Genomic DNA, 24,415 nt, shown 5'->3' with positions numbered 1-24,415 from the left:
GAGAAAAGGTTGTAAGGGATGTGTTTCTATTTCTATATCAGTCATTTATATCAATAGCCAAATTTTTAACTTGAGTGAATATTTTTAACCATTTTATCGAATTTTCCAGTTTTTTGCTCGGTTCTTTTGTTGGTAAAATTTCACCTTAATAAAATTTTAGCAATACCCTTTTACTGTTTGAGATGTAAATCTGTCGTTCTGACCGGTGACAAATCGGGTGAAAACCTGCTCCCAAAATATAAAAAACCGCTTAAATAAGCGGCTTTTACGGATGCAGGTTTGAGACTCCACCTTTTGAAATGATTTAATAGGTGACAGTAACAACCACGCTATCTGAGTAGTTTCCCGGAGTACTTGAAATCGTTGTGCCTTGCGGAATTTTTCCGTAAACAGGTGTACTTTGAGCGCTACCTGTACCAGTTTTTGAGACTCCTCCTGTTCCCCCAACATTGGTTACGCCTCCTGTCGCATCCCATACCGTACTATAGTTAGAATCTTTATAGAGCTGATAGGGTATAAATTCATTATTACCGTTGGTCATACGTCTAAACCCACCAGTTATACGGTTATTACCATCGCCTAAATAAATACTGTATGGCGTTCCAAAATTACAAGTCGTATTCACAGCTCCTTGAGTTGTGTAGTCTCTTTTTGTAGTACGAATATCGTTAATATTGCCAAAATCAACATTTGAAGTTGAGTTTAATTGGCACATACTTGGGACGACAAAGTTGGCTGTTAGTAGTGTATCACCTGAATCCCAGCCTCCAATTAAATCACCGCATACTAAGCCCAGAGCATCCATATCCCAATAGAGCCGAACCGTAGCCGTATATGTTCCTGGAGGATAGACGACAAGTGATCCTGTTCGGGCAGGCACTTTCACGTTCACTGAGTAATTAATGATATTGTTTGAAGCCACGGTTCTTACGGGCCCATACCAGACATTAGAGGTTTGGTTAGTGGTAGTAGACCCTGCCCCACCTACTGTAGCGGCTACCGTATAAGGGAGTGAAACATTATTAAGGCTATTGGTTGTGCCGGTAAAAACGGTTTTCATGCACATATAAGCAGAAGTCTGGGGAATCCCTAAAGTCGTGCATCTAATTGTTCCTGATAGATTTACGGTGGCATCACTATTAATATTTGCTGCGGTATAGGTAAAAGTATTATTGGTCGTTCCACTTACCGTACAGGCAGCCTGCGCAGGACTAAAAAATGCATAAACAAGATAAAGTAAGCAAACACCGATTAACTGTTTCAAAAACAATGAAAATTTCTTGTAACTCTCTATTTGAGTCTTATCAAAAATACTTATCGACATACATAAGGTCCCAATTTCTGAGTTGAGTACTGATTACTGTTATAGGTGAAGTCAGCTTGGCACGAGCCATGATCCAGAAGATTGACTTCAAGTTTGTTTTGCTTTAATAGGTTTTGAATAAATACTTCACCGTCATAACCAACTACGCCCTGCTGCTGTCCATTAATTCGAACTGTATAGCCCGGCAATAACGGTGAGTTGTTTTGATCCACAAGTCTGACTAATCCGGAAATAACCTGATGCGCACCAAAGTCAACCAAGGTTCCCTGGCGATAGCCGACCACAGTTTTTTTGTCTGTCGCTTTAACACTCCAATTTAAAGGAAGATAGGACGGATCTAAATAAATGTGATTCTCTTGATATGGCATGAGGCTAGGAATGAGAAACCGACCGGCCTTATCGGTAAAACCTAAATTAACCCCACCGTTTAGAATCTGGCTTTGCGGACCGGCATTGATCACAACTGCGTAACCTTCTCCAATTTCATTGGCTGCAAAGATGCGCCCCGCTGCCGCAACTAATGAACCCGTTGCCGAAAGTGCTACTTGGTCGTTATCTCCAAATCGGTTATAGCGTCCTGTCAGGTAAGCCGCACGAGCTCGATAAGAGGCATAGAGCGAAGCGTTATTTTCTTTTGCATCCTGATCTCGCTCAACATAGCCACCCCATCCAAATGAACCGATTCGTGGTTCTGATAAACCAAATATTTCTTGGCGGTAACTCAACCTGCCGCTGTCACTAGAAACACTTGTGATCGCATTGAGTTTGTTAGATGGTGTATACCGCAACGCAAAGTAAATGCCGTAATCCTTGTTATTTTCATAATCTTTGTAGGCAGAAGTATAAAATCCCCAGTTTTTATTAATACTTCCGCTTAAGTTGGCAGACAGTAATTTATAGGAGTTGTCGCTATATTTGATCTGGTTATACCCTACATAAGCCCCGTAGCCTGCATAAAAATTATAGTTAATCCCAGCCCTAAAAATTTCATCTGCCAGTGCACTGTAGCTCAGATAGTTTTGTGACTCGTCATTGATCTGGTTATCTTTTAAATATCTGACTTGAGACACACGGGCCAGGTCAAAATAATTATCAAATACTTTGCGGTAACTGCTGTTAAATGAAATATTTTTACTAATACGTCCTTCTAAGCCAAGTAAGGCCGAATAGCCGTTTTCATCTTTATACTGGCTTGCTGCAAGGTCTGCATTAATCACCCCAACGCCAAAAACATTCTTCGCGAATCCTGTACCGAGATTCGACAGGCCATCTGTTGAAGTTTCCACACCGCCACTAAATGTCAGTGAGTTACTATAGCCATATCGGATTGCACCTGATGCAAAGGTGGCATCATCATAATCGTTTGAGTACAGCCCATAGTTATAACGGGGAACACCAACGTCTACAGAAAATTCATTAATGCCCTTTGCCAAAATCTTGGAGGAAAAATAATATGGCTTTTTGGTAATGCTCTGCTGTCCTGTCGCATCAGTTGTCACCAGCGTGACTTCATTTCCTGAAATAAATGGGAGCTGTTTAATATCAAATGGGCCTGATGGTACTAACCCTGAATAAATCTTTTGTTGGTTGACATATAAATCTAGTGTTGAAGGTAGTGCAGCCGAGCCAGAAAATTGCGGGAGTGCCGAGGTCACAATATCACCGCGTTGGGTGTAGGCACTGGACCATTGGAAACCAGCAAGGCGGACACTACTGCCCCAATCAGGGCTATTGGAAATAAAATCCCCTAAGGTATATAACCTGATTTTTTCAGGATCAACGTATTGCCACTTACTTTCCAATCGCACCCATTTTTCATGATTATAACTATTCTCATTACTTCCGCTATATAAAACACCTGAAAAAAAATTACCGATGGCACTGTTAAAAATCCCCTCAGCCGAGCCGGAAAACGTATTTTCATCATTGGTTGTGCTGTTATACAGACTATAGTTGAGAATAGCCGCGTTTAAGGGTTTCATCTTGAGCAAATCCGGACTGGTGATCTGTTGGCCATTGAGGTCCACTGCATACCCTGTCAACATGCTTGAAGGAACCATTAACTTTAGAGCCTGCTCATTCTCTTGGTATTGAAACTGGATGCCATGTAGATCATTAATACACACCCATTGGTTTTCAGGCGTCTGTTCATCTATTTTCAGTCTTAACGCTTTTAAGTCTCGGGCACGGATATACAACTTGCCCTGCTTAGATTGTTTCACAGCAACCAAGTCTTCGGACGCATTGGCGTTCATAGAAATATTTAAAAAAAGCTGAGTAAAGTTAAGATCTTGTTCCGGTCCGGCATCCTTTGTTTGCGCAAACTGATTATTGCGATTAATCGCATCTGGCACATGAGGAGTTGCGGTATTGGTATGATCTTGAAGTTGCTCAGCAAAACAATATGCAGGAAGATATGCAACACATAAGACACCTATAATGTATTTCATATAAGCCTCTTAAAGTGTTGTTTTCTTACCATTCATTGTCAGAGACACACTGTATTTATGATTTGGCTGATATGTAAAATTATCTATCGGGTAACTTCGGCTCTGCTGTCCAAGAATATAACCATTTACGGTGTTTACTTTTATGGGATAACTTTTTCCTGCGGTCATATCAACAAGCGTTAAATCATTTAAAAGTGCATGTCGATTTCCAATATTGCTAATATTTAAAGAAGGTGCCTTCTGACTAGGATCAATTTTCCAATTCAGTTTAGTCATCGCTTCTTTATCCACTACAAAAACAGGTAATGATGAGCGAAGTAATACATTTATTCCTTGAGCCGCTTTGCGGCTATCAACTGGTTTTGGTAACTCATCAATAATAATACGATAAGTTTTTTCACCAGAAATAGCTGTCGGATTAATTCTGACTACACGTAAGTTATAAGAATCATTAGGCTTTAATTTTAAAAATGGTGGGCTAATCGCGATCTCATCTGTAGGAATTAATTGATCTTGTCCATCCTTCTGCGACCATTCAAACACGCGAATTTGCAAATCCGTACTTTCACTGGACTGGTTAAATAAACTAATCGAAGAAGCAGTTTGGTTACTGAATAGCTCTACATTCACAGGTGAAATTCGGATTGTAGCTGCACTCAAAGCGCTCGATAGAGATAAAAATAAACTCGTAATAATAAAGATATTTTTTTTCATGACTTGCTCAAATAAATCTTTTAAAGCATTAGCCCTTTTAAAGGGCTAACAGTATTTCTTATTTATAAAAATTAATAAGTTACGGTCACTGTCACTGTATCTAAATAACTACCAGCGCTTGGTAAAGTCGTCCCTGCTGGAATACGGCCATAGACATTAACAGTTTGAAGATTACCCGTTCCTGTTCCACTGTATGCAGTTGTTGCAATACCAATTGCTGTTGCACGTCCCGTGTCCGAGTAAAGGTCGTAAGGAATATATTCTGTAGTGGTTGCGCCACCAATCATACGACGTTGGGTTGATAAAACATTTTGACCACCATCAAATGACAAAGTCCATGGCACGGTGTTATTACAAAGTACTGTGATTGGGGTACCACCTGTGGTTGTGGTATCTGCATCTACGTTGCTCGCAAGTGAACTTAATGTTCCAAAGTCTAAGACCGCATTTGTAGTCGTACCGGTGGCTGAGGTATTTAGAACACAGCTATTTGTTACTGTCGCTCTCACAGTCAATGTACCCGTTGCTGTAGCGGCATTTGCTGTATTGAGAGAAAATAATCCTACAGCAATTGCTGATAAATAATAAAAAGTCTTTTTCATGGTTTAAACCTTTTTACATTAAATTGTTGGAATGAATAGATGTAAAAAAATTAACCCTTAACATTACAATCATTTTTAATTTGACTGCTCTTTTAGAGCTTATATTTTTTACCCTATTTTTTAATATTACATAAATAGTTTATATTAAAGCACCTATTTTCATTTAAAGTTTCTATAACAATACTATTTTTACCCAAATTAACTAATAGCTTACAACAAAAAAAACAATAAATTTAAATTATTGATTTTAATGGTTTTACACATATTGAAAAATAATTTCCTTAAATAATTTTTTCTTTAATTTTCAATAAAATAATTCAAAATTATCTGTATCACTTCTATTTTAAAGTATTTTATTAAAAATAAATTTTTAGTATAAGATATTGATGATAAGTTAAATTTTTTTTTGAAAAAAAGAATATTGTATTCATACAATTAAATAGTTATTGTTTTAGCCACAAGAAAACAAATGACTAAATGCTCACACTGATTGTTTAGAATAATTATTTACATTTTAAAAAATAATATACACTACTTGCACTATTATAAAGATTTAAGACTGTAAGATTTAATGCACGCGATAATGCAGAGTATGTACAGTAGTGCCGCATTATTTCTGCAGCATATTTTTCATACTTTTTAACTTTGTCTTAAGATCATTCAACCCATTGTCATGGCCATTAATACGGGTGTGATTGAGTTGATATCATCTTTATTTGCCAGCTCATTTAATTACGCCGTCTAACAGATTGGATAATAAAAATCCATCTTCCAGCGGCTTGGTGGCGGTGGAAAACTTCCCAACATTAACAGCTTTGCATTAGAAGGGAGAAAAGGTTGTAAGGGATGTGTTTCTATTTCGATCATGAATGCAAAAACCAAGATTTGAATGAGACAACTTTGTCTTCGCTGATGAATTTAATTTGAGCTAATTCTACAGCTCAGCTTAAAAGAAAAAGCCCTATATGAGGGCTTCTTCATCTATTAATTGAGTTTAAGTATTAAACTCTTGCATGGTCATTTCACCCAAATAACCAATTGAAATAGCGAATAAATTTTCTGGTTCAGATGAAGGATCATTTTTCTTTAACCATTCCAGACCAATCACCCCCAACTCGTTTAATTTTGACTTAGAAACTGGTGGTAGAAGCTTCTCCAAAGGGAGTTGAATACTAAAATTCCGTGTATTGCTACCGCTGTTTTTATCATTAAATGTATAACCGATTAAATACCAATGATATTTTTGTTCAGACATTTCTTATTCTCAAGTTTAAATAGTTGAGATATTTTTATACCATAAAAAAAACAGATTCCTAGCCAAAAAACTTTTCGTCTGTATATTTTTTGCCCTACGAATGAAGAACACACAATCTATGAACCTTCATGCACTCATATTTATAACCATGTCAACAAATCAGGATTTTGGGATTTGATAAATTGGTGTTCATTCATACTCACTAGTTGAAGTTCACCCTTTACGAGTTTTAAAGTAGTTACACTTGTATTTGCGATAGACCAACTTAATGCAAAAGTTCGCTGTACACTTAATTCTAATAGCTTACCAATAATGACAGAAATGACCCCTCCAGAGGTAAAAACAACTGCCTCTTGAGTTGGATTATTTGTGAGTTCAATACATAAGTTTTTAAGCGCCATGTCTACTCGAGTTTTAAAGGTTGGCCAAGATTCATCATATTCATGATGAAATTCTTCATTTATCCATCGTGCAATCGCTTCATCAAAAATCTGTGCTAAATATGCCCTTGGATCGACTTCTCCAATAATGTCTTGCTTTAACAATTCAGGTTTGGCAAATCTTGGCTCATATAAAGAAAATACTTGTTGATGATTGAACTCATTCCATAGCCCATCAACTTTATAACTTGCCTGAGGGAAACATTGACTTAAAGAAATTTGTGTCGTTTGTTGATGACGCTTCATGCTGCCTGAAACAATATACGGCTGTTCAGTAAAAAGATTCTTGAAATACCGCCCTAACAGTTGGGCCTGAGCTTCTCCATTTTCAGAAAGTTCATCATAATTACTTTTACCGAATGAAGCTTGACCATGTCTGACTAAATAGATGGTGGTCATCAAACTACCTTAATTTGTATACAACTTAAAAAGAAATGTATTTTTATCATAGCTATTTAATAAATTACAAAGTTTTAGGTTTTTAAATTCAAATAAATTCTAAATTTGCTTAGGCTATTTTATGTCTAAAATAAACATATACTGACCTAAGCATCGAATTTAAGAACTAAAATAATTAAATGGCAATTTTAAGTAACGTACACCATTCGCTTCTGGTGCTGGAAATCGACCTGCATCCATATTGATTTGTATAGAAGGTAATATAAGTTTTGGCATAGACAAAGTTGCATCACGCGCCTGCCTCATTTGAACAAAATCTTGCTTCTTGGTGAATTGATTGATATGAATATTGGTCTGTTTCTGTGCATAAATATTTGTTTCACAACTATATTCATTTCGTCCTTCAGGCTTATAATCATGACACAAAAAAACTCTCGTATCGTCTGGCAGTTGATATAGTCGTTGAACTGAATCAAATAAAAGATCTGCACTGCCTTTCGGAAAATCACAACGCGCCGATCCGTAATCTGGCATAAAAAGCGTATCACCGATAAATACACTGTCGCCTATCACATAACTCAAACATGCAGGCGTATGTCCTGGTGTGGGGATATTATAAGCATCTAATCCGCCAATCCGAAAATGTTCATGATCTTTAAAAAGATAATCAAAGGCTTGATTTGAATTAAAATTCTTTATATCTATATGATAGATCGCACTAAACGTTTCTTGCACAATCGCAATCTTTTCACTCATGGCGACTTTGCCACCTAATTTTGATTTTAGATATTGAGAAGCTGTTAAGTGGTCTGCATGTACATGGGTTTCTAATATCCACTCCACGCTGAAATGATTTTTGTGAATATACTCAATAATTTCATCAGCATGTGTTGTTTTTGTCGAGGCAGAAGCAGGATCGTAATCCAATACGCTATCGATCACAGCACATGCTTTTGTTACTTTATCACTTACCACATAGCTAAACGTATTCGTGTTCTCATCAAAAAAAGCTTTAACTTGAGCATGTTGCATTCCATCTCTCCTTTTTTTATCGTTTAGCCCAAATATAATGAAAATATATGCCTAACAGCATTGATCCGATAAAATACCAAGCTTCTAAATACCCTAAACCAATTAAGGTAATTGCTGGTGCAGGACAAATTCCAGCAATGCCCCAACCTACACCAAATAATAATGCGCCTATGATTAAGTTTTTATCAATCTGGAAGCTTGTTGGTAAATTAATTTTTTCACCGAATAATGTTTTAGGATTTCGAATTGCTCTTTGAAATGGAATGAATGCAACTAAAATAGCCCCAACTATTACAAACATTAGGCTAATATCCCAGTCTCCAAATAGATCTAGAAATCCTAATACTTTTTCAGGATTTGACATTCCAGAAACCATTAAACCGATAGCAAATAAACTGCCAAATATAAAAGCGAATAAATTTTTCATATTACAGCCCTATCAAATGCCGAATGACATATACAGTCACCATGCCTGCAAACATAAATGTAACTGTTGCAATGATTGACCTCATTGACAATTGGCTGATTCCACAAATCCCATGACCACTCGTACAACCTGAACCTAAACGCGTACCAAAGCCAACCAAAAGACCAGCTATAATTAAGCCCAATGGAGATGATTTGATGATAATTTCAGGTTCATTAAATAGTTGATAAATGAATGGTGTGATCAGTAGTCCCAATAAAAACCATAATGCTGAACTATGAAGAAAAACTTTAGGCTGTAATAGCTGTGACAGTAATCCGCTGACTCCAGCAATGCGACCATTGATATACAAATAACCCACGACAGCAACTCCGAGGATTACTCCACCTATTAAAGCCATTAAAATACTATGCATATTCCACCCTAACAATATATGTTTTTATAATATATTAATATAAATATTATTTGGTGGTTTTTTTAAAATTTAATGTAATTATTGTGTCTAATCACGGCCATTACATCTCAATCATTAAAAAATTTACTTGATACGATTTAACCACTACCAAATTCAGCATGTTGTGCAATTTGCACAATTTCATTATAATAAGTGCATATACAACATAAGGGTTTAATCATGAGTGCATTATTAAAACAACCCGCAGACAAAAAAGTAGTTCTTGCTAAAGCAGTCCTCAACGCTGCCGAACAACTTGACTTAAAACAAGTACAACTTGCAGCTATTTTGGGTGTACATCGTACCGCCATCAGTCGATTAAAAAACAATCTTGAACTAGATCCAGCTTCGAAGCAAGGTGAACTGGCTTTACTGCTTATTCGTTTGTCACGAGCCCTATATGCATTAACTGGTGGTGATACCGATTGGATGCGTCATTTTATGAATACACCAAATCGTGTTACAGGCGGTATACCTGTTGAACAAATTGAAAGTGTGAGTGGATTAGTTTCTGTACTTCAATTTGTCGATGCAATTCGAGGTAAAGTATGACCGCCATTGAACAAAATATATGGCAATGTTGTGAAGGAAACAAACAAATATCACCTTTATCAGGTACTTTATATCGTTTAGTCGAAAGCCAAGAACAAATCGCAACAAGACAATTAGTTGATACTTTAGAAGAACAAGCATTATTAGAGGATATGTTAGAGTTAGTTAAACCACCATATCCTCCCCACTCAGAACACTTACATTATCTACTCAAGACACCTTTTCGTTATCCACCGTTAAAATGGGGATCACGTTTTGGTCGTATTTTTGAATCCAGTATTTTTTATGGTGGATGTAGTGTAAATGTGACATTGGCTGAATCAGCTTATTATCGTTTTGTATTCTGGCACTCAATGGATGGTACACCAAAGAAAGAAAAGATACGTACTGAACATACTTTATTTTCAGTCGGTTATCACTGTCATAGAGGCATTCGTTTACAATCCCCTCCTTTTGATCAATATCTTGATCTAATTGCTCACCCTACAAACTATAGCTATGCACAACAATTAGGCACAGCGATGCGAAATGAAGGAATTGAAATCTTCGAATATCCGTCTGCGCGAGCAATTGATCATGCAGCCTGTGTTGGACTATTCACTGCAGAACACTTTAGCCAGAACAGCCCGTTAGACCGAGAGCAATGGTTCTGTGATATTGCTGCTGATGAGGTGATATTTAAAGCAGTAGAAGGATCTAATATTGTTCGTTTTGAATTATCACAGTTTTTACAACAAGGCATTTTCCCTATGCCAGCATAAAAGCATAGGGCATAAAAAATGCCCCGATACATCGGGGCATTTCCAGAATTGATTAACTTACTAAATCTTCAATTCCAATTAGTTTAGGTAATTTCTCAATAAGTTTATTTAACTCAGCATTTGCTGGCGAAATACACCCCATATAGTGACTTAAGTTCGTAACGGTACCATCTGGGCTTTTCCAAGAAAAATATGCATTCGGTTGATCTGTTGCAGTTTCTTCACAGCCTGTCGTTTTGACACTCGCGCCAGTTTCAGGACGATAAGTTTTTAACTCTTGTTGTAGTTTTTTATAAACAGAAGGATCAACTGAAAGATCTTGAGTTCCTGTTACTTTCGTATATTGCTTACCATCAAAATGTACTGAACCATTGGGAGAAACTTCAACAGAATAAATTGGACAAGTACCAAAACATGGACTAGATGAATAGCGAATGGTTTCTTGTGCTGTATTCTGAGGTTGTTGAGAAGTAGATGCACAACCCACCAAAGAGAAGGTAAAAAGCCCAGCAATTAATAATTTTTTCATTTATAGACCCATTATAAAGAATGTTGTTTAAATTTAACAAATTGTGAACTAATTGTCATTTGTCTGTAAGTATAAATAATAAAATTCACATAATTTACTTAGGCTATTTCTAAGCCAAGAAATTTCCTAAATCCTAGTTGTCTGTTTGTGATTGTAAAATGAGACGTGCAAGTTCTAAATCATCTTTATAAGTAATCTTAATATTGTCAGATCGCCCTTGTACAACTTGTACAGGCTGCTTGATATATTCTAAAGCACTGGCTTCATCAGTAATAACAACATCATTTGCCAGTGCTACTTCTATTGCATGTTTTAAATCTTTCAATTTTGCCATTTGTGGTGTTTGTGCTTGCCACAAAAACTCACGGCTTACAGTTTTTGTTATTTTGTTTTCAGTTTGAACTTGTTTCAACGTATCTCGAACTGGGATCGCCAAAATTGAGTTTTTATCAGCTTCGATTGCTAAACGTACCAATTCTTGCAAACTAGATGATGCAACACATGGCCGCGCAGCATCATGTACAAGGATCCAATCATTCTCATCAGCAATATCAGATAAATATATTAGAGCATTTAGTACAGAATGAACCCGTTCTGTACCCCCTAAACAAAAATGCATTTTGTTCTGATGATGAAAAGATAATGTCTTAGCAAAAGTATCTTGCTCACTGATGGCAAGTACACAACCCGCTAAATCTAATGTATGAAGACGATTAACCGTATGCTCAAGCACAGTTTGGTTTTGTATATACTGGTACTGTTTTAATTCAGTTTTTGAAAAACGACTGCCAGAACCTGCTGCTGGTACAACCGCCCATAGCTTAGTTCTCATTGGTTGCTGTATCTACTTTCGCATTTGGATCGATATATATTGGTTTATATTGGGTACTAATCGTACTCATTTGCACAAATGTTTCGTTAGGTTTGATCAAACCCAAATCTAAACGTGCATGTTCTTCAATCGCTTCACTTCCATTTTTTAAATCAAAAACTTCAGCCGCTAGAATACGATTGCGCTCTTTTAACTCAGTATTAATCTCTGCTTGTTGTTGGATCTGTTGAGTTAATGCTTGATGAGGGACATAGCCTCCCTCACCTAGCCAAAAGCGATACTGTAAACTTGCGATCAAAACAACCGCCAGTAATAAAATCAACTTACTTGAAGTAGATTGAAAAACATCTAACATTGAAAACTCCCTACATCCTTCTTTTTAAAGGAAGATCTGTCACGAATTTTATCGGATTATTAATTCGTGAAGTTTCTCTCTTTTGTAAAGAAAGTTCATCAGGAGAATTCAACATAGATACACGTTACCTTAGTTTAGACCTTTAAATTCAGCCTTACCACGGTAAGCCGCTTTGGTTAATTCTTCAATACGAAGCAATTGGTTATATTTTGCTACACGGTCAGAACGACAAAGTGAACCCGTCTTGATTTGACCAGCTGCAGTACCCACTGCCAAGTCAGCAATTGTTGAATCTTCAGTTTCACCAGAACGGTGAGAAATTACTGTCGAGTAACCATTTGCTTTTGCAAGATAGATTGCATCTAAAGTTTCAGTCAACGTACCGATTTGGTTGTATTTGATCAAAATAGAGTTACCTACTTTCTCATCAATACCACGTTGTAAAATCTTAGGGTTTGTAACGAATAAATCATCACCAACCAATTGGATCTTATCACCAAGGATTGATGTTAAGTAGCTCCAACCTTCCCAGTCAGATTCATCTAAACCATCTTCAATTGAGATAATTGGATACTGGTTTACAAGACCTGCAAGATAATCCGCAAACTGGTTGCTTGTAAATGCACGATTGCCTTCGCCTTCTAAAACGTATTGACCGTTTTTGTAGAATTCTGAAGATGCACAGTCCAATGCAAGCATCATGTCTGAACCAGCTTTGTAGCCTGTTTGTTCAATTGCTTGAAGAATTACGGTAATCGCTTCTTCGTTAGAACGTAAGTTAGGTGCAAAACCACCTTCATCACCAACTGCAGTATTTAAACCTTGTTTCTTTAAAACTGATTTTAAAGAATGGAATACTTCAGCACCAGCACGTAACGCTTCAGAGAATGAAGTAAAACCCACAGGCTCGATCATGAACTCTTGAATATCAACAGTGTTGTCCGCATGCTCACCACCATTTAAGATGTTCATCATTGGAACAGGCATTGTCAAAATAGTTTGACCACGAAGATCTGCGATATATTGGAAAAGAGGAAGTTTCTTTTCTTCAGCAGCGGCACGTGCAGTAGCCAATGACACAGCCAAAGTTGCATTCGCACCTAATTTCTCTTTGTTTTCAGTACCATCAAGCGCGATCATTGTGTTATCAATGTCTTTTTGCTCAAAAACTGATTTACCCAACAAAGCATCACGAATCAATGTGTTAACGTTGTTAACTGCTGTACGCACGCCTTTACCTAAGTAACGTGATTTATCACCGTCACGAAGTTCTAAAGCTTCACGAGAACCAGTTGAAGCACCAGATGGTGCACATGCACGACCAACAACCCCAGATTCTAAAATTACGTCTGCTTCGATGGTTGGGTTACCACGAGAGTCCAAAATTTCGCGTGCACGAATATCAACGATTTGGCTCATGAACAATTCCTCTGTTGAATGAATATTAAATTAAACCTTGATTTACGTTGAGATTCCCCTTGCTAGAGGAACTCAAAGGGGAAAATCGGCTTAATGTGTATCTAACTTTTTGAATCCTTTAACCAAAGTATCCAATTCTTTTAATTGCGCCAAAAATGGCTCAAGTTGTGATAGACGCAAAGCACATGGTCCATCACATTTCGCTTTTTCAGGATCTGGATGTGCTTCTAAAAACAAACCAGCTAAGCCTGTCGCCATACCTGCACGTGCTAAAGTCGTAATTTGCGCACGACGACCACCAGCAGAATCAGCTCGACCGCCTGGTGTTTGCAATGCATGTGTCACATCAAAAAATACAGGAACATTCATTTCTTTCATGATGTCAAAGCCAAGCATATCTACAACTAAATTGTTATAGCCGAATGCCGAACCACGTTCACAAAGAATCAGTTTGTCATTTCCAGCTTCTAAACACTTATGCAAAATATGACGCATTTCATGAGGTGCAAGGAACTGTGCTTTCTTGATATTGATAATGGCTTGAGTTTTTGCCATCGCTTCAACAAGATCAGTCTGACGACTTAAAAATGCTGGAAGCTGAATGATATCTGCAACTTCAGCCACTGGCGCAGCCTGATATGGCTCATGAACATCAGTGATAATCGGAACATTAAATTGCTTTTTAATGTCTGCAAGCCACTCAATCCCTTTTTCTAAACCAGGACCACGGAAAGAGTTTAGGCTAGAACGATTAGCTTTATCAAAGCTGGCTTTGAACACATATGGAATATCTAGGCGTTTGCAAATATCAATATAAGTTTCAGCAATTTCAAATGCTAAATCTTTTGACTCAAGTACGTTCATTCCGCCAAATAATACAAATGGCAAATGATTTGCCATTTGTATATCGCCTAAACGTACAACTTCTTGTGCTTTTAATTGTGACATTTAAACTTTCCCAGTTTATTTAAGCCTACATTATTTACTGTTTTGGTGCTGTTTTTTTGCAGCATCGATAAAGCTAGCAAATAATGGGTGTCCATCACGTGGTGAACTTGTAAATTCTGGATGGAATTGTACAGCAATAAACCAAGGATGTTCAGGAATTTCTACAGTTTCAACCAAATGTTGCGCTGAAGAATAACCAGAAATCTTCATGCCTGCTTCTTCAATCGCCTCAATGAAACGGTTATTCATTTCATAACGATGACGATGACGTTCAGTGATTTCAGCTTTACCATATACTTCGCGAGTCTTTGTGCCTTCAACCAATTCAGATTTTTGAGCACCTAGACGCATCGTACCGCCTAAATCAGATTCCAGACTACGTTGCTGTAATTCGCCACGCTCATCTAACCATTCAGTGATTAAACCAATGAGTGGATATTTGGTTGAACGATTAAACTCTGTTGAACTAGCCTCTGGCATAGCAGCAACATGACGAGCAAACTCGATGACTGCCAACTGCATTCCTAAACAGATTCCCAAGAATGGAATATTGTTCTCACGTGCATATTGAATCGCTTTCATTTTGCCTTCAGTACCACGTTCACCAAAACCACCAGGAACTAAAATCGCGTCAGCAGCATTTAGAACACTAATATCTTGTTGTTCAAGATCTTCGGCATTCACATAATCAATCTGGACTTTGACACGGTTCTGGATACCTGCATGTAAAAGTGCTTCATTTACAGATTTATATGCATCTGGTAACTCAACATACTTACCAACCATCGCAACACGGACTGTGTATTCAGGGTTTAGTAATGCTTCTACTACATTATCCCAATCTTCAAGGTTTGCTTCAGGAAGATCATTGAAACCAAAACGCTCACAGATCAAATCGTCAACGTTTTGCTCATAGAAAGTACGCGGAATTTGATAGATGGTTTTCGCATCTTTACATACCACCACGGCACGCGCTTCGACATTCGTAAACAATGCAATTTTACGTTTAGTATCAACATCGACATCGTATTCAGTACGGCAGATAAGAATATCTGGTTGAATACCGATCGAAAGAAGTTCTTTTACAGAATGCTGAGTTGGCTTAGTTTTAAGCTCAGCAGCAGATTTGATATATGGCAATAAGGTCAAGTGCATAAGCATAGTGCGCTTATGACCAAGCTCAACCATTAACTGACGTACTGATTCCATGAAAGGAAGGGATTCGATATCACCAACTGTACCGCCAATCTCTACAATCGCAACATCATAGCCTTCGCCCGCGCGTAATACACGTTCTTTAATATTGTCTGTGATGTGTGGAATAACTTGAACCGTACCACCTAAATAATCACCACGACGCTCTTTATTCAAAACGTCCTGATAAACACGACCACTTGTAAAGTTATTCAACTTGGTCATTTTTGCACGACGTAGGAAACGTTCGTAATATCCCAAATCTAAGTCAGTTTCAGCACCATCCTCTGTGACAAAAACTTCACCATGCTGAAATGGGCTCATGGTACCTGGATCGACATTGATATATGGATCCATTTTTACCATAGTGACTTTCAAGCCACGAGCTTCCAAAAGTGCAGCAACAGAAGCAGCAGAAATACCTTTACCTAGTGATGAAACCACACCACCAGTGACAAAAATAAAATGGGTCATTGAGTTTCTCGTACAATCGAGCCGAAATCGGCCTACAATGTTGGGCAATTTTACTGTACTCTGCCCCTATAAAGCAAAGTCAAACCGCATCAATTCAAAGAACTATAAACAACTGACTATTCTATCAGCATTTTCGATAAAAATTTATGGGATTTGTGGAGATTTAATAGATAAATTGCTTTTGTTATCTCCAAATGGAGTTAATGAATTAAAAAACTATGCTGCCATTGGGTTCCAACTCCCTTACAAATGGTCTTTTCAATGCAAACATTTATAAAATATCAACAAACTTGAGTGGCACCAGTGATATTTTCGGATAATTTTGCTGTTATAATTGCCCCGTCTTTATTTAATATGTTGTTTTAGCAATGGCAAATAAAAAACTTTTAATTTGTGCAGCAATCGCCACTGGTCTTTTATTGACAGCTTGTGTGAAAAAAGAAGAACCTAAAAATGAAGAGCAGCAGTCTGAGCAATCAACTGAAACACAAGTCGTTGAACAACAACCTGAGTCTGTAGAAACAACTCAACAGTTTGAAAGGCTAGAAAGTGTGGAACGTGAGGAAACTCCTGCACCTTCAGTTGAGACGATGCGAGAAGAAACTGAAAACACAACGACCGAAATTCGTCGTGAAACTCGTCCAGCTCAATCACAAAGTAATAGTACGCCAACTGAAACCTCACGTACGGAATCAGCTAGACCTACTCAAACTGAACCAAGCACACCGAGAACTGAACAGCCAAAAGCACCAAAACCTAGCGGCTCTAGCCAATCTGAAGAAGATGCAGTCGCTGCTGCAATTGCTGCTGCAACACCAGCACTCAACAATTAATCTATTGGTTATCATTAAAACCAAATATCATGCGCCGCTTTATTGCGGCGCATGTTTTTTGGATTAAGTATTTATGAATAGTTTTTGAAGAAATCTGCCATCAAACGTGAAGCCCATGATTTAACACTTAGACTTTCATAAAAACCACAGTGACTTCCTTTCTTCGTTGTGATTACTACAATATTTTCCATTTGTTTTATTTTATCTTTATAAGGCTCCAAGTTTTTAATTGAACATACTGGATCATCTTCAGCATTGAGAATCATCAATGGAATTTTGATATTTTGAAACACATAAATCGGGTTAATCGCCTTACAATAACTTTGATAATCCTGAAACCCAGCCATTTCAAAATAAGCTTTTTCAAACTCTTCTAAACTTGTGGTCGCTAATACCTTCTCAAGTGATGGAATTCGACTCCAAATATTCTGATATGGCTCGATAAAATGCTTGAATAGTTTTTTCGTCATCACTTTGCTATAAAAAGGATGCACATTTTTAAATCCAATTTCGGTGTCATAGCCTGGGCACATTGCAAAAGCTGCCTTAAAAGGCGTATTTTCCGCCTGCTCACCAAGATAACGTACCAACAAACCTGTTCCAGCAGATGAACCGACTGCATACAAATCAGATTTTGGAAATAACTTTTGAATATGATCCAATTGTTCTTTAAGGTCACTGGTTGAACCAAATAAAGAAATCTGTGGGACAGGCATTGGTAGACCCGCATGACCACGACGCAAACATAACGCGATTCGCCAACCGGTATATTCATGCAAATCTTTGACCAACTCACGCATACTCTCAGGCGTACCCGTAATGGTATGCATCATCACAACTGTTGGGGTATCTTTTGGCAGATCCAATCCATACCAAGCAATGGCAGTAACACCGCCATCTTGCATAGTTAGTTGATCAATTCGATCATATATAAGCTTGATTGTTTTCTTTCTAATTATATCAAAATATAAAAGATGAACATGTGTATTGCTTAACCATGGTGTTGGTCGATATTTTCGTTTTAATTGAGGCAGTTTTTCTAAAACATCTTTAATTTTCCCTTGCGGGTGATAATACATTTTTGGTAGTTCTGCACCTACTGCAAAATCAAATAATTCTGAACCTAGAACTTTAAGTTTATTTAGAGTGGATATGCCCATAATTTCATTCCTCCCTCTATATTAGGGGTTAAACGATTGCCGCACTAAATCTGCGACCTGTTTACCCCAAATTGCATAAATTTCACGACTTGGATGAAAGCCATCCGCTGCCATGGATATATTTAATGCTTGAAAAACCTCAATATCATATGAAATAAATCTATATTGTTGTTGTGAAACTAACCATTGTTGTAAGGTGTTATTCATGTGCTCGGCATATCTCCCAAATAACCATGCTAATGGTTGAGGTAATGATGGAAAATGCTGCATCGGTGGTACTCCTGATACAATAACCAATTTTGGTTGAAAACGGTTTTGTATTTGAGTAAATAATTGTTTTTGTTGTTTTATCCAAGTTCCTATAGAGGTCAATTTGGTGATATCATTAACACCTATTGACGTTACAATTACATCATAATTCCCCTGACTAATCTCAGCTATTGCCTCACTTACTTGTTGGGTTGTATGTCCTGTTCTAGCATGTAATTTCCATTTCAATGTATAGTCATTTTTGAGCTCAGAAATAATCGCACCTGATAATGCTTCTTCCTGCCTCTCCACGCCAACACCTGCCGCCGCTGAATCACCCAATATAAGTAAAGAAAGTGGTTTTCCTTCACCAACAAGCCCATCTCTATCACCTAGCGGTTCTGGTAATAGTGGGGTACGTTTGCGTACAATCATGCCTTGAATAACCAATACAGGCAGTAAGGCGATAGTTGAGAATTTTAACCACATTAGAATAATCTCAATATTACTTAGGCTATTTTATAAGTTAATGCGGCTGATACTGGGCAAATCGAGCGCCCATTTGTTCAGCTAAAGCAGTTAGTCCACTCATTGGGCGAATCATTACTTCGAAATCAATGATTTTCCCTTCTGCATTAAAACGTATCATGTCGATTCCTTTTAATGCCTTACCATTCACATTTGCACTGAATTCCAACACAACACTCTCACCACCTTCCGTATAAAATTCACGGTGATAAGTAAAATTTTCAAAAACTTGTATGACATTACTTAAAATGAAATAAACGACATGTTTGCCTTCATAAGGTTTATAGGCGACGGGCGAACGAAATACTACATCTTCAGCCAACAACTCATTTAAGTTAGATAAATCACCTACCTGAATCATTTGATGCCAGTTTTCTAACGATTTTTTTGTAGTTTCAAAGATCATTTTTTTATTCCTTTTTAAATTAATCTATAAAAATTAAAGGCATTTCTTCTAAGAAGAAATGCCTTGTTTTTTTATTTATAGCACTGCTGCAAGTTCTGCACCTTGGCGAATTGCACGTTTGGCATCCAACTCACCTGCTTCTTTTGCCCCACCAATCAAATGCACATTTTTACCATCAGCTTTGAGTTGATCGTACATCGCTGTATACGATTCCTGACCAGCACAAATCACGACATTATCGACTTCAAGTACGATTTGATGATCATTCACAGTTATATGCAAACCTTGATCATCCACTTTGTCATAGCTCGCCCCTGCTACCATTTTGACGTCACGATGTTTTAGACCTGTTCTATGAATCCAACCTGTGGTTTTACCCAATCCTGAACCAACAGCAGCTGTTTTACGCTGCAATAGATAAATCTCACGTTCAGATTTCTCTAATTCGGGTTGCTTTAAACCACCAACATTTTCATATGAGGTATCAATTCCCCACTCTGCATAAAATTTTTCTGGATTTAAGCTTCCACTTTCACCTTCATGACTTAAATATTCAGCCGTATCAAATCCAATACCCCCTGCGCCAATGATTGCTACACGCTTACCCACAGGTACACGCTCTTTCAATACTTGCAAATAACTTAAGACTTTTGGATGGTTGATCCCTTCAAACTGTAGTTGACGAGGCGTGACACCCGTAGCCACGACGATCTCATCATAATCAGCTTGACTCAATTCCTCATAGGTCACGGTGTGATTGAGGACTAGTTCGATATTTGGCTGCAACTCGATTTGGCGTTTAAAATAACGCAAGGTTTCATAAAACTCTTCTTTCCCAGGAATGGTTTTGGCAATATTAAATTGTCCACCAATTTGATCACCTGAATCAAAAACCTTTACTTTATGACCACGACTCGCAGCATAAACTGCAAAACTCAATCCAGCTGGTCCCGCACCAATTACTGCGATATTTTTTTCAATATTCGCTTCTTTAAATATAAGCTCTGTTTCATAGCATGCACGTGGATTAACCAGACAAGTCGCCACTGTCATAGAAAAAATATGATCTAAACACGCTTGGTTACACCCAATACAAGTATTAATCTCATCACTACGACCCTGACTCGCTTTAAGAACAAACTCTGCATCTGCCAACATCGGACGTGCCATAGAAATCATATCTGCATGACCAGAAGCCAATACGTATTCTGCCATTTCAGGCGTATTAATCCGATTCGATGTAATTAATGGAATAGAAACAGAACCTTTTAATTTTTCTGTGACCCATGTAAATGCTGCGCGTGGCACTTTAGTTGCGATCGTTGGAATACGAGCTTCATGCCAGCCTATGCCTGTATTAATAATTGTTGCACCAGCTTGTTCTATTGCTTTCGCAAGCTGTATCACTTCTTCTAGACTTGAACCGCCCTCAACTAAATCCAACATTGAAAGACGATAAATGATAATAAAATTTTCCCCGACCAAATCTCGCGTACGCTTCACAATCTCAATTGGAAAACGAATACGATTTTCGTAGCTACCACCCCATTCATCATCACGATGATTGGTACGTGCTGCAATGAACTCATTGATCAAGTAACCTTCTGAGCCCATAATTTCAACACCATCGTACCCAGCATATTGGGCCAGTTTTGCACAATTAGCAAAATCATCGATAGTCTGCTGGACTTCAGCAGAACTTAACGCTTTTGGCTTAACTGGATTGATAGGCGCTTGAATTGCTGATGGTGCAACATTATTTGCTTGATACGAATAACGACCCGTATGAAGAATCTGCATTGCAATCTTACCACCAGCATCATGCACTGCTTGAGTAACAACTTTATGCTTTTCTGCCTCTTCGATACTATCCAATTTAGTGCCATGTGCAAAAACAACACCATCATCATTAGGAGAAACACCTCCAGTAACGATTAAACCAACGTCACCTCTAGCACGCTCTGCATAAAAAGCCGCCATGCGCTCGTAACCTTGCGGTGCTTCTTCTAAACCAATGTGCATAGACCCCATAAGCACACGGTTTTTTAAAGTGGTAAAACCTAAATCTAATGGCTCTAATAAATGTGGATAAGCCGACATGTGTTCTCCTCTGGCGAGCAATCTGCTAGCTAATGCAACTTGTTGCATAGATTTATAAACAAGATTTGATTTTTATGCAACATATTGCATAATTCTGATGAGTCATTTTTATATTGGATCAACATGTCACTCGCCCACGTTTTATTGACGAGCCTACTAGAAAAACCAAGTACAGGTTTCGAGTTAGCTCGTCGTTTTGATCGCTCAATGGGCTTCTTTTGGAATGCGACGCATCAGCAAATCTATAGAGAACTCAATGGTATGCTGAAAAAAGGATGGATATCTACAATAGAAGAACAAGCGGCAAATAGCCGAAAAAAAACCTATCAAATCGAACAGTCTGGACGGATACAACTTGCCTCGTGGATAGAAGAGCAAAGTGAACCAGCCCAGCTTCGTGATGACCTTATGGTCAGATTAAGAGCCGAAGCTCAACTCGGTGGTAATAAAATTTTGCCAGAATTGGAACGACATTTAATATTACATAAGGAAAAATTAAACCTTTATCAAGCAATTCATGATAAAGATTTTAAAAACAATGAACCTACTAATCGTGTTCTGTTTATTCATAAAATGATCCTAGAACTCGGTATCATTAAAGAAAATGAATGGATAAAATGGTTAGAACAAATGATTCCTCAACTGAAAAAGTTTGAAGAACAAAGTCAAATTGGAGAAAAATAATGCCGTTTTATAACATGCCTGATCAAGAAAAATTATTTGTTCGACGTGTAGGCGAAGGCCAACCTGTACTCGTCTTATCGGGACTCGGCATGCAAAGTTGGCAATGGCTTCCTTTTTTATTTGCTAGTCGTAAACAATATGAATTTATTATTCCTGATTGGCGTGGTTTTGGCGGCTCTAAGGATTGTGCAATTCCTCACTTAGATGCCATTTCAAGTCATTGGAATGATATTGATACGCTGATTAAACTATTAAAATTAGATCAATTCATTTTGATGGGCTATTCAATGGGTGCAACAACAGCCATGCATGGCATGAAGCATGGAGATTTGGCGCAAAAATTAAAAGCCTATTTGCACATTGATCAAACGCCAAAAATTTCTGTCGACGATTCTTGGCAATATGGCTTATTTGGTAAACAATATCCTCAATTTAAAAATCTCCTGCTCGATATTCAGACCTTGTTATTTGAATACAAGCATGCGCAGAAGCTTGAAGATTTACCGAATGATATCCGATATAAGCTTGTGAGTTTATGGAGTGCATTTATCGAGCTGCAAGGCAGTAACAATTATAGTCCGAAGATTTTCAAACTGGCGCTGAATCGTCCTTTCTTACAAAAGTACTTACTGCCAATTCAACGACTTGATTACTTGCTATGGTATGTAGAAAATTATCTCAATCATGATGAAGATTATCGCGAAGCAATTGCTCAGTTAAATTGCCCAACTACATTTTTTATAGGCCGCGGCTCAACGCTTTATCCTGAAACAGGACAAACTCTGATTGCTGAAAGCTTGACGAATGCCAATACGGTATATTTTGAACGTTCAGGTCACACCCCTTTGATTACAGAGCCTAGAAAATTCACTCAAGAGATAAGTCTATTTCTTTCAGCACATTCAAGTCATGCGGCATAATGAATGATAAATAAAATTACTAGCCAATCTCTTTGAATTGGCTAGTAATATTTCAACATCACTTTTTTGATCTCATTTGTTTTGCAACATCTAATAAAGCTTGTTCAGTTTTATCCCAACCTAAACAACCATCAGTCACCGATTGTCCATATGTCATATCGCAAGAAATCTTTTGATTCCCATCAACCAAGTGACTTTCAATCATCACACCACGAACTTTGGACTCAGCACGTTCTGCAATGATTTGCTTTAATACATTCGGTTGTTGTAATGGATCCTTACCACTATTTCCATGACTACAATCAATCACCAATGCTGGTAAATGCTTATGCTTAAAATGCATTGCTTGAATTGATGCTAAGTCATAATTTGTGCCTTGGTTAGAACCGCGTAAAATTAAATGCGGTAATGGATTACCATTGCTATGAAGAATTGCAGGTAATCCCTGTTGTGTCATTCCTAAAAATTGATGACCATTTAAAGCAGATTGAATTGCATCTAAAGCAATCTGAATCGAACCATCCGTACCATTTTTGAAGCCAATGCTATACGGCATATGACTCGCAATTTCACGGTGGATTTGTGATTCGCTAGTACGTGCGCCAATTGCGCCCCAGGCCAATAAATCATCGAAGTAACCTGTAGCCATAGGGCTTAATATTTCGCTTGCAATAGGTAATCCTTTTTCAATGAGCTGTAAATAAAGCTCACGAGATTTTTCTAAACCTAATTGTAAATCTGATGATCCATCTAAATTTGGGTCATATAAGAAACCTTTCCAACCTACTGTTGTGCGAGGCTTCTCAATATATGCTCGCATCACGAGAAATATCTGATCTTTCACTTGTTCTTGTAGTTGTTGTAAGCGATCAGCGTACTCTAATACAGCAATAGGATCATGAATCGAACAAGGCCCTGTAATTACCATTAAACGAGGATCATGACCTGATAAAATATTTTGAATCGTTTGACGATGTTTTGAAATCTGCTGCGCTAAAGTAGCGGACAAGGGATACTGCGCTTTGAGCTGTGTAGGTAAGCTGAGCATTGATTCTTTTGTATGCGTTTGTGGTTGTGTCAAAGCAGTATTTAAAGCATTCATTTTCATTTCCTTTGGACTGCTAAACAGTCCGAATATTTATTTGAGCAAGTGTGATCTAAGCGACGTTGATTTCTTCGCAAAGTAAAACCAAGAAGTCTTGCTAAAATATGAAACGTTAAATGTATACATGATGATTCTCCTAAGGTAATGATTGTTAAAGCATAAAAAAACCTGATCGGTGTTGCCGATCAGGTATTAACTGGTTGGGCAACCCTTTTTGCTGCCCGAAACGCATCAGGCAACTATCAATAGTGCCAAAAGTAAAAGTATGC

25 protein-coding genes and 1 pseudogene are annotated in these 24,415 nt (G+C 37.7%); 5 read left to right on the top strand and 21 right to left on the bottom strand.

Annotated features, from left to right (window positions below; all coding sequences use genetic code 11):
• Positions 1-304: 304 nt before the first annotated feature.
• The 10 genes and pseudogenes from DK207_RS08345 to DK207_RS08300 form a co-directional block, all read right to left on the bottom strand.
• Entirely contained in the window at positions 305-1,324 is a 1,020-nt protein-coding gene (locus tag DK207_RS08345) for a spore coat U domain-containing protein (RefSeq protein ID WP_109440766.1), read from the bottom strand.
• Complete coding sequence (locus tag DK207_RS08340) at positions 1,315-3,774, bottom strand: fimbria/pilus outer membrane usher protein (RefSeq protein WP_109440765.1); 2,460 nt, start codon at positions 3,772-3,774, stop codon at positions 1,315-1,317. The genes DK207_RS08345 and DK207_RS08340 overlap by 10 nt, the downstream gene beginning before the upstream one ends.
• Positions 3,775-3,783: 9 nt before the next feature.
• Positions 3,784-4,488, bottom strand: a complete 705-nt coding sequence (locus DK207_RS08335) for a molecular chaperone (RefSeq protein ID WP_109440764.1) — start codon at positions 4,486-4,488, stop codon at positions 3,784-3,786.
• A 71-nt stretch (positions 4,489-4,559) separates the two neighbouring features.
• Complete coding sequence (locus DK207_RS08330) at positions 4,560-5,090, bottom strand: spore coat U domain-containing protein (protein WP_109440763.1); 531 nt, start codon at positions 5,088-5,090, stop codon at positions 4,560-4,562.
• A gap of 750 nt (positions 5,091-5,840) precedes the next feature.
• Positions 5,841-5,957: pseudogene (locus DK207_RS08325) on the bottom strand (uracil-DNA glycosylase family protein); the annotation flags it as partial.
• Between the two features lie 127 nt (positions 5,958-6,084).
• Positions 6,085-6,345 (bottom strand): hypothetical protein, encoded by a 261-nt coding sequence (locus DK207_RS08320; RefSeq protein ID WP_109440761.1) that lies wholly within the window; start codon positions 6,343-6,345, stop codon positions 6,085-6,087.
• A 140-nt stretch (positions 6,346-6,485) separates the two neighbouring features.
• The gene (locus tag DK207_RS08315) at positions 6,486-7,184 is read right to left on the bottom strand and encodes a histidine phosphatase family protein (protein WP_109440760.1); all 699 of its coding nucleotides are present in this window, start codon (positions 7,182-7,184) and stop codon (positions 6,486-6,488) included.
• Between the two features lie 159 nt (positions 7,185-7,343).
• Positions 7,344-8,216 (bottom strand): MBL fold metallo-hydrolase, encoded by an 873-nt coding sequence (locus tag DK207_RS08310; protein ID WP_109440759.1) that lies wholly within the window; start codon positions 8,214-8,216, stop codon positions 7,344-7,346.
• 16 nt (positions 8,217-8,232) lie between these two features.
• Complete coding sequence (locus tag DK207_RS08305; RefSeq protein WP_109440758.1) at positions 8,233-8,643, bottom strand: DUF6691 family protein; 411 nt, start codon at positions 8,641-8,643, stop codon at positions 8,233-8,235.
• A 1-nt stretch (position 8,644) separates the two neighbouring features.
• On the bottom strand, positions 8,645-9,058 hold the full coding sequence (locus DK207_RS08300; protein WP_109440757.1) for a YeeE/YedE family protein: 414 nt from the start codon (positions 9,056-9,058) through the stop codon (positions 8,645-8,647).
• A 219-nt stretch (positions 9,059-9,277) separates the two neighbouring features.
• Between DK207_RS08300 and DK207_RS08295 the strand changes: the two genes are divergently transcribed.
• Positions 9,278-9,649, top strand: a complete 372-nt coding sequence (locus tag DK207_RS08295; protein ID WP_109440756.1) for an MbcA/ParS/Xre antitoxin family protein — start codon at positions 9,278-9,280, stop codon at positions 9,647-9,649.
• Positions 9,646-10,410, top strand: coding sequence for an RES family NAD+ phosphorylase (locus DK207_RS08290; RefSeq protein WP_109440755.1), 765 nt, complete (start codon positions 9,646-9,648; stop codon positions 10,408-10,410). The genes DK207_RS08295 and DK207_RS08290 overlap by 4 nt, the downstream gene beginning before the upstream one ends.
• A 52-nt stretch (positions 10,411-10,462) precedes the next feature.
• On the opposite strand, the gene DK207_RS08285 is transcribed toward DK207_RS08290, so the two are convergent.
• From DK207_RS08285 to DK207_RS08260, 6 genes are all read right to left on the bottom strand, one after another.
• Complete coding sequence (locus DK207_RS08285) at positions 10,463-10,939, bottom strand: DUF6438 domain-containing protein (RefSeq protein WP_109440754.1); 477 nt, start codon at positions 10,937-10,939, stop codon at positions 10,463-10,465.
• 133 nt (positions 10,940-11,072) lie between these two features.
• Positions 11,073-11,771 carry a 2-C-methyl-D-erythritol 4-phosphate cytidylyltransferase gene (gene ispD / locus DK207_RS08280; RefSeq protein ID WP_109440753.1) on the bottom strand — a complete coding sequence of 233 codons (699 nt, stop codon included), beginning with the start codon at positions 11,769-11,771 and terminating at the stop codon, positions 11,073-11,075.
• Entirely contained in the window at positions 11,761-12,126 is a 366-nt protein-coding gene (gene ftsB / locus DK207_RS08275) for a cell division protein FtsB (RefSeq protein ID WP_004639223.1), read from the bottom strand. Before ftsB ends, ispD begins: the two co-directional genes overlap by 11 nt.
• Positions 12,127-12,255: 129 nt before the next feature.
• Complete coding sequence (gene eno, locus DK207_RS08270) at positions 12,256-13,545, bottom strand: phosphopyruvate hydratase (protein WP_109440752.1); 1,290 nt, start codon at positions 13,543-13,545, stop codon at positions 12,256-12,258.
• A gap of 90 nt (positions 13,546-13,635) precedes the next feature.
• Entirely contained in the window at positions 13,636-14,493 is an 858-nt protein-coding gene (gene kdsA / locus DK207_RS08265) for a 3-deoxy-8-phosphooctulonate synthase (RefSeq protein ID WP_004639225.1), read from the bottom strand.
• A gap of 30 nt (positions 14,494-14,523) precedes the next feature.
• Positions 14,524-16,161, bottom strand: coding sequence for a CTP synthase (locus tag DK207_RS08260; protein WP_109440751.1), 1,638 nt, complete (start codon positions 16,159-16,161; stop codon positions 14,524-14,526).
• 368 nt (positions 16,162-16,529) lie between these two features.
• On the opposite strand from DK207_RS08260, the gene DK207_RS08255 reads away from it, so the two are divergent.
• Positions 16,530-16,994 (top strand): internalin, encoded by a 465-nt coding sequence (locus DK207_RS08255; RefSeq protein WP_109440750.1) that lies wholly within the window; start codon positions 16,530-16,532, stop codon positions 16,992-16,994.
• 71 nt (positions 16,995-17,065) lie between these two features.
• On the opposite strand, the gene DK207_RS08250 is transcribed toward DK207_RS08255, so the two are convergent.
• The 4 genes from DK207_RS08250 to DK207_RS08235 form a co-directional block, all read right to left on the bottom strand.
• Positions 17,066-18,154, bottom strand: coding sequence for a YheT family hydrolase (locus DK207_RS08250; RefSeq protein WP_109440749.1), 1,089 nt, complete (start codon positions 18,152-18,154; stop codon positions 17,066-17,068).
• 21 nt (positions 18,155-18,175) lie between these two features.
• Positions 18,176-18,892 (bottom strand): SGNH/GDSL hydrolase family protein, encoded by a 717-nt coding sequence (locus tag DK207_RS08245; RefSeq protein WP_109440748.1) that lies wholly within the window; start codon positions 18,890-18,892, stop codon positions 18,176-18,178.
• A gap of 37 nt (positions 18,893-18,929) precedes the next feature.
• A complete protein-coding gene (locus tag DK207_RS08240; RefSeq protein WP_109440747.1) occupies positions 18,930-19,337 on the bottom strand; it encodes a nuclear transport factor 2 family protein in 408 nt (135 codons plus the stop codon).
• Positions 19,338-19,412: 75 nt separating this feature from the next.
• Positions 19,413-21,437: an NADPH-dependent 2,4-dienoyl-CoA reductase gene (locus DK207_RS08235; RefSeq protein WP_213066235.1), complete on the bottom strand. Its 2,025-nt coding sequence runs from the start codon at positions 21,435-21,437 to the stop codon at positions 19,413-19,415.
• 123 nt (positions 21,438-21,560) lie between these two features.
• Between DK207_RS08235 and DK207_RS08230 the strand changes: the two genes are divergently transcribed.
• Entirely contained in the window at positions 21,561-22,121 is a 561-nt protein-coding gene (locus tag DK207_RS08230) for a PadR family transcriptional regulator (RefSeq protein ID WP_109440745.1), read from the top strand.
• Complete coding sequence (locus tag DK207_RS08225; protein WP_109440744.1) at positions 22,121-23,041, top strand: alpha/beta fold hydrolase; 921 nt, start codon at positions 22,121-22,123, stop codon at positions 23,039-23,041. The genes DK207_RS08230 and DK207_RS08225 overlap by 1 nt, the downstream gene beginning before the upstream one ends.
• Positions 23,042-23,099: 58 nt before the next feature.
• On the opposite strand, the gene DK207_RS08220 is transcribed toward DK207_RS08225, so the two are convergent.
• Positions 23,100-24,143 carry a 3-deoxy-7-phosphoheptulonate synthase gene (locus DK207_RS08220; protein ID WP_109440743.1) on the bottom strand — a complete coding sequence of 348 codons (1,044 nt, stop codon included), beginning with the start codon at positions 24,141-24,143 and terminating at the stop codon, positions 23,100-23,102.
• Positions 24,144-24,415: the final 272 nt, after the last annotated feature.

The organism is Acinetobacter haemolyticus, from assembly GCF_900406815.1.
Taxonomy (GTDB): Bacteria; Pseudomonadota; Gammaproteobacteria; order Pseudomonadales; family Moraxellaceae; genus Acinetobacter; species Acinetobacter haemolyticus_A.
This window is presented reverse-complemented; position numbering and strand designations above follow the sequence as displayed.

Coding starts and splice junctions, on each gene's coding strand:
- DK207_RS08240 (WP_109440747.1), bottom strand. CDS start 19,337: ATGATCTTTGAAACTACAAAAAAATCGTTAGAAAACTGGCATCAAATG.
- DK207_RS08255 (WP_109440750.1), top strand. CDS start 16,530: ATGGCAAATAAAAAACTTTTAATTTGTGCAGCAATCGCCACTGGTCTT.
- eno (WP_109440752.1), bottom strand. CDS start 13,545: ATGAGCCAAATCGTTGATATTCGTGCACGCGAAATTTTGGACTCTCGT.
- DK207_RS08300 (WP_109440757.1), bottom strand. CDS start 9,058: ATGCATAGTATTTTAATGGCTTTAATAGGTGGAGTAATCCTCGGAGTT.
- DK207_RS08305 (WP_109440758.1), bottom strand. CDS start 8,643: ATGAAAAATTTATTCGCTTTTATATTTGGCAGTTTATTTGCTATCGGT.
- DK207_RS08245 (WP_109440748.1), bottom strand. CDS start 18,892: ATGTGGTTAAAATTCTCAACTATCGCCTTACTGCCTGTATTGGTTATT.
- DK207_RS08235 (WP_213066235.1), bottom strand. CDS start 21,437: ATGTCGGCTTATCCACATTTATTAGAGCCATTAGATTTAGGTTTTACC.
- DK207_RS08335 (WP_109440764.1), bottom strand. CDS start 4,488: ATGAAAAAAAATATCTTTATTATTACGAGTTTATTTTTATCTCTATCG.
- DK207_RS08285 (WP_109440754.1), bottom strand. CDS start 10,939: ATGAAAAAATTATTAATTGCTGGGCTTTTTACCTTCTCTTTGGTGGGT.
- DK207_RS08230 (WP_109440745.1), top strand. CDS start 21,561: ATGTCACTCGCCCACGTTTTATTGACGAGCCTACTAGAAAAACCAAGT.
- kdsA (WP_004639225.1), bottom strand. CDS start 14,493: ATGTCACAATTAAAAGCACAAGAAGTTGTACGTTTAGGCGATATACAA.
- DK207_RS08295 (WP_109440756.1), top strand. CDS start 9,278: ATGAGTGCATTATTAAAACAACCCGCAGACAAAAAAGTAGTTCTTGCT.
- DK207_RS08340 (WP_109440765.1), bottom strand. CDS start 3,774: ATGAAATACATTATAGGTGTCTTATGTGTTGCATATCTTCCTGCATAT.
- ispD (WP_109440753.1), bottom strand. CDS start 11,771: ATGAGAACTAAGCTATGGGCGGTTGTACCAGCAGCAGGTTCTGGCAGT.
- DK207_RS08220 (WP_109440743.1), bottom strand. CDS start 24,143: ATGAATGCTTTAAATACTGCTTTGACACAACCACAAACGCATACAAAA.
- DK207_RS08225 (WP_109440744.1), top strand. CDS start 22,121: ATGCCGTTTTATAACATGCCTGATCAAGAAAAATTATTTGTTCGACGT.
- DK207_RS08320 (WP_109440761.1), bottom strand. CDS start 6,345: ATGTCTGAACAAAAATATCATTGGTATTTAATCGGTTATACATTTAAT.
- DK207_RS08345 (WP_109440766.1), bottom strand. CDS start 1,324: ATGTCGATAAGTATTTTTGATAAGACTCAAATAGAGAGTTACAAGAAA.
- DK207_RS08290 (WP_109440755.1), top strand. CDS start 9,646: ATGACCGCCATTGAACAAAATATATGGCAATGTTGTGAAGGAAACAAA.
- DK207_RS08310 (WP_109440759.1), bottom strand. CDS start 8,216: ATGCAACATGCTCAAGTTAAAGCTTTTTTTGATGAGAACACGAATACG.
- ftsB (WP_004639223.1), bottom strand. CDS start 12,126: ATGTTAGATGTTTTTCAATCTACTTCAAGTAAGTTGATTTTATTACTG.
- DK207_RS08315 (WP_109440760.1), bottom strand. CDS start 7,184: ATGACCACCATCTATTTAGTCAGACATGGTCAAGCTTCATTCGGTAAA.
- DK207_RS08260 (WP_109440751.1), bottom strand. CDS start 16,161: ATGACCCATTTTATTTTTGTCACTGGTGGTGTGGTTTCATCACTAGGT.
- DK207_RS08330 (WP_109440763.1), bottom strand. CDS start 5,090: ATGAAAAAGACTTTTTATTATTTATCAGCAATTGCTGTAGGATTATTT.
- DK207_RS08250 (WP_109440749.1), bottom strand. CDS start 18,154: ATGGGCATATCCACTCTAAATAAACTTAAAGTTCTAGGTTCAGAATTA.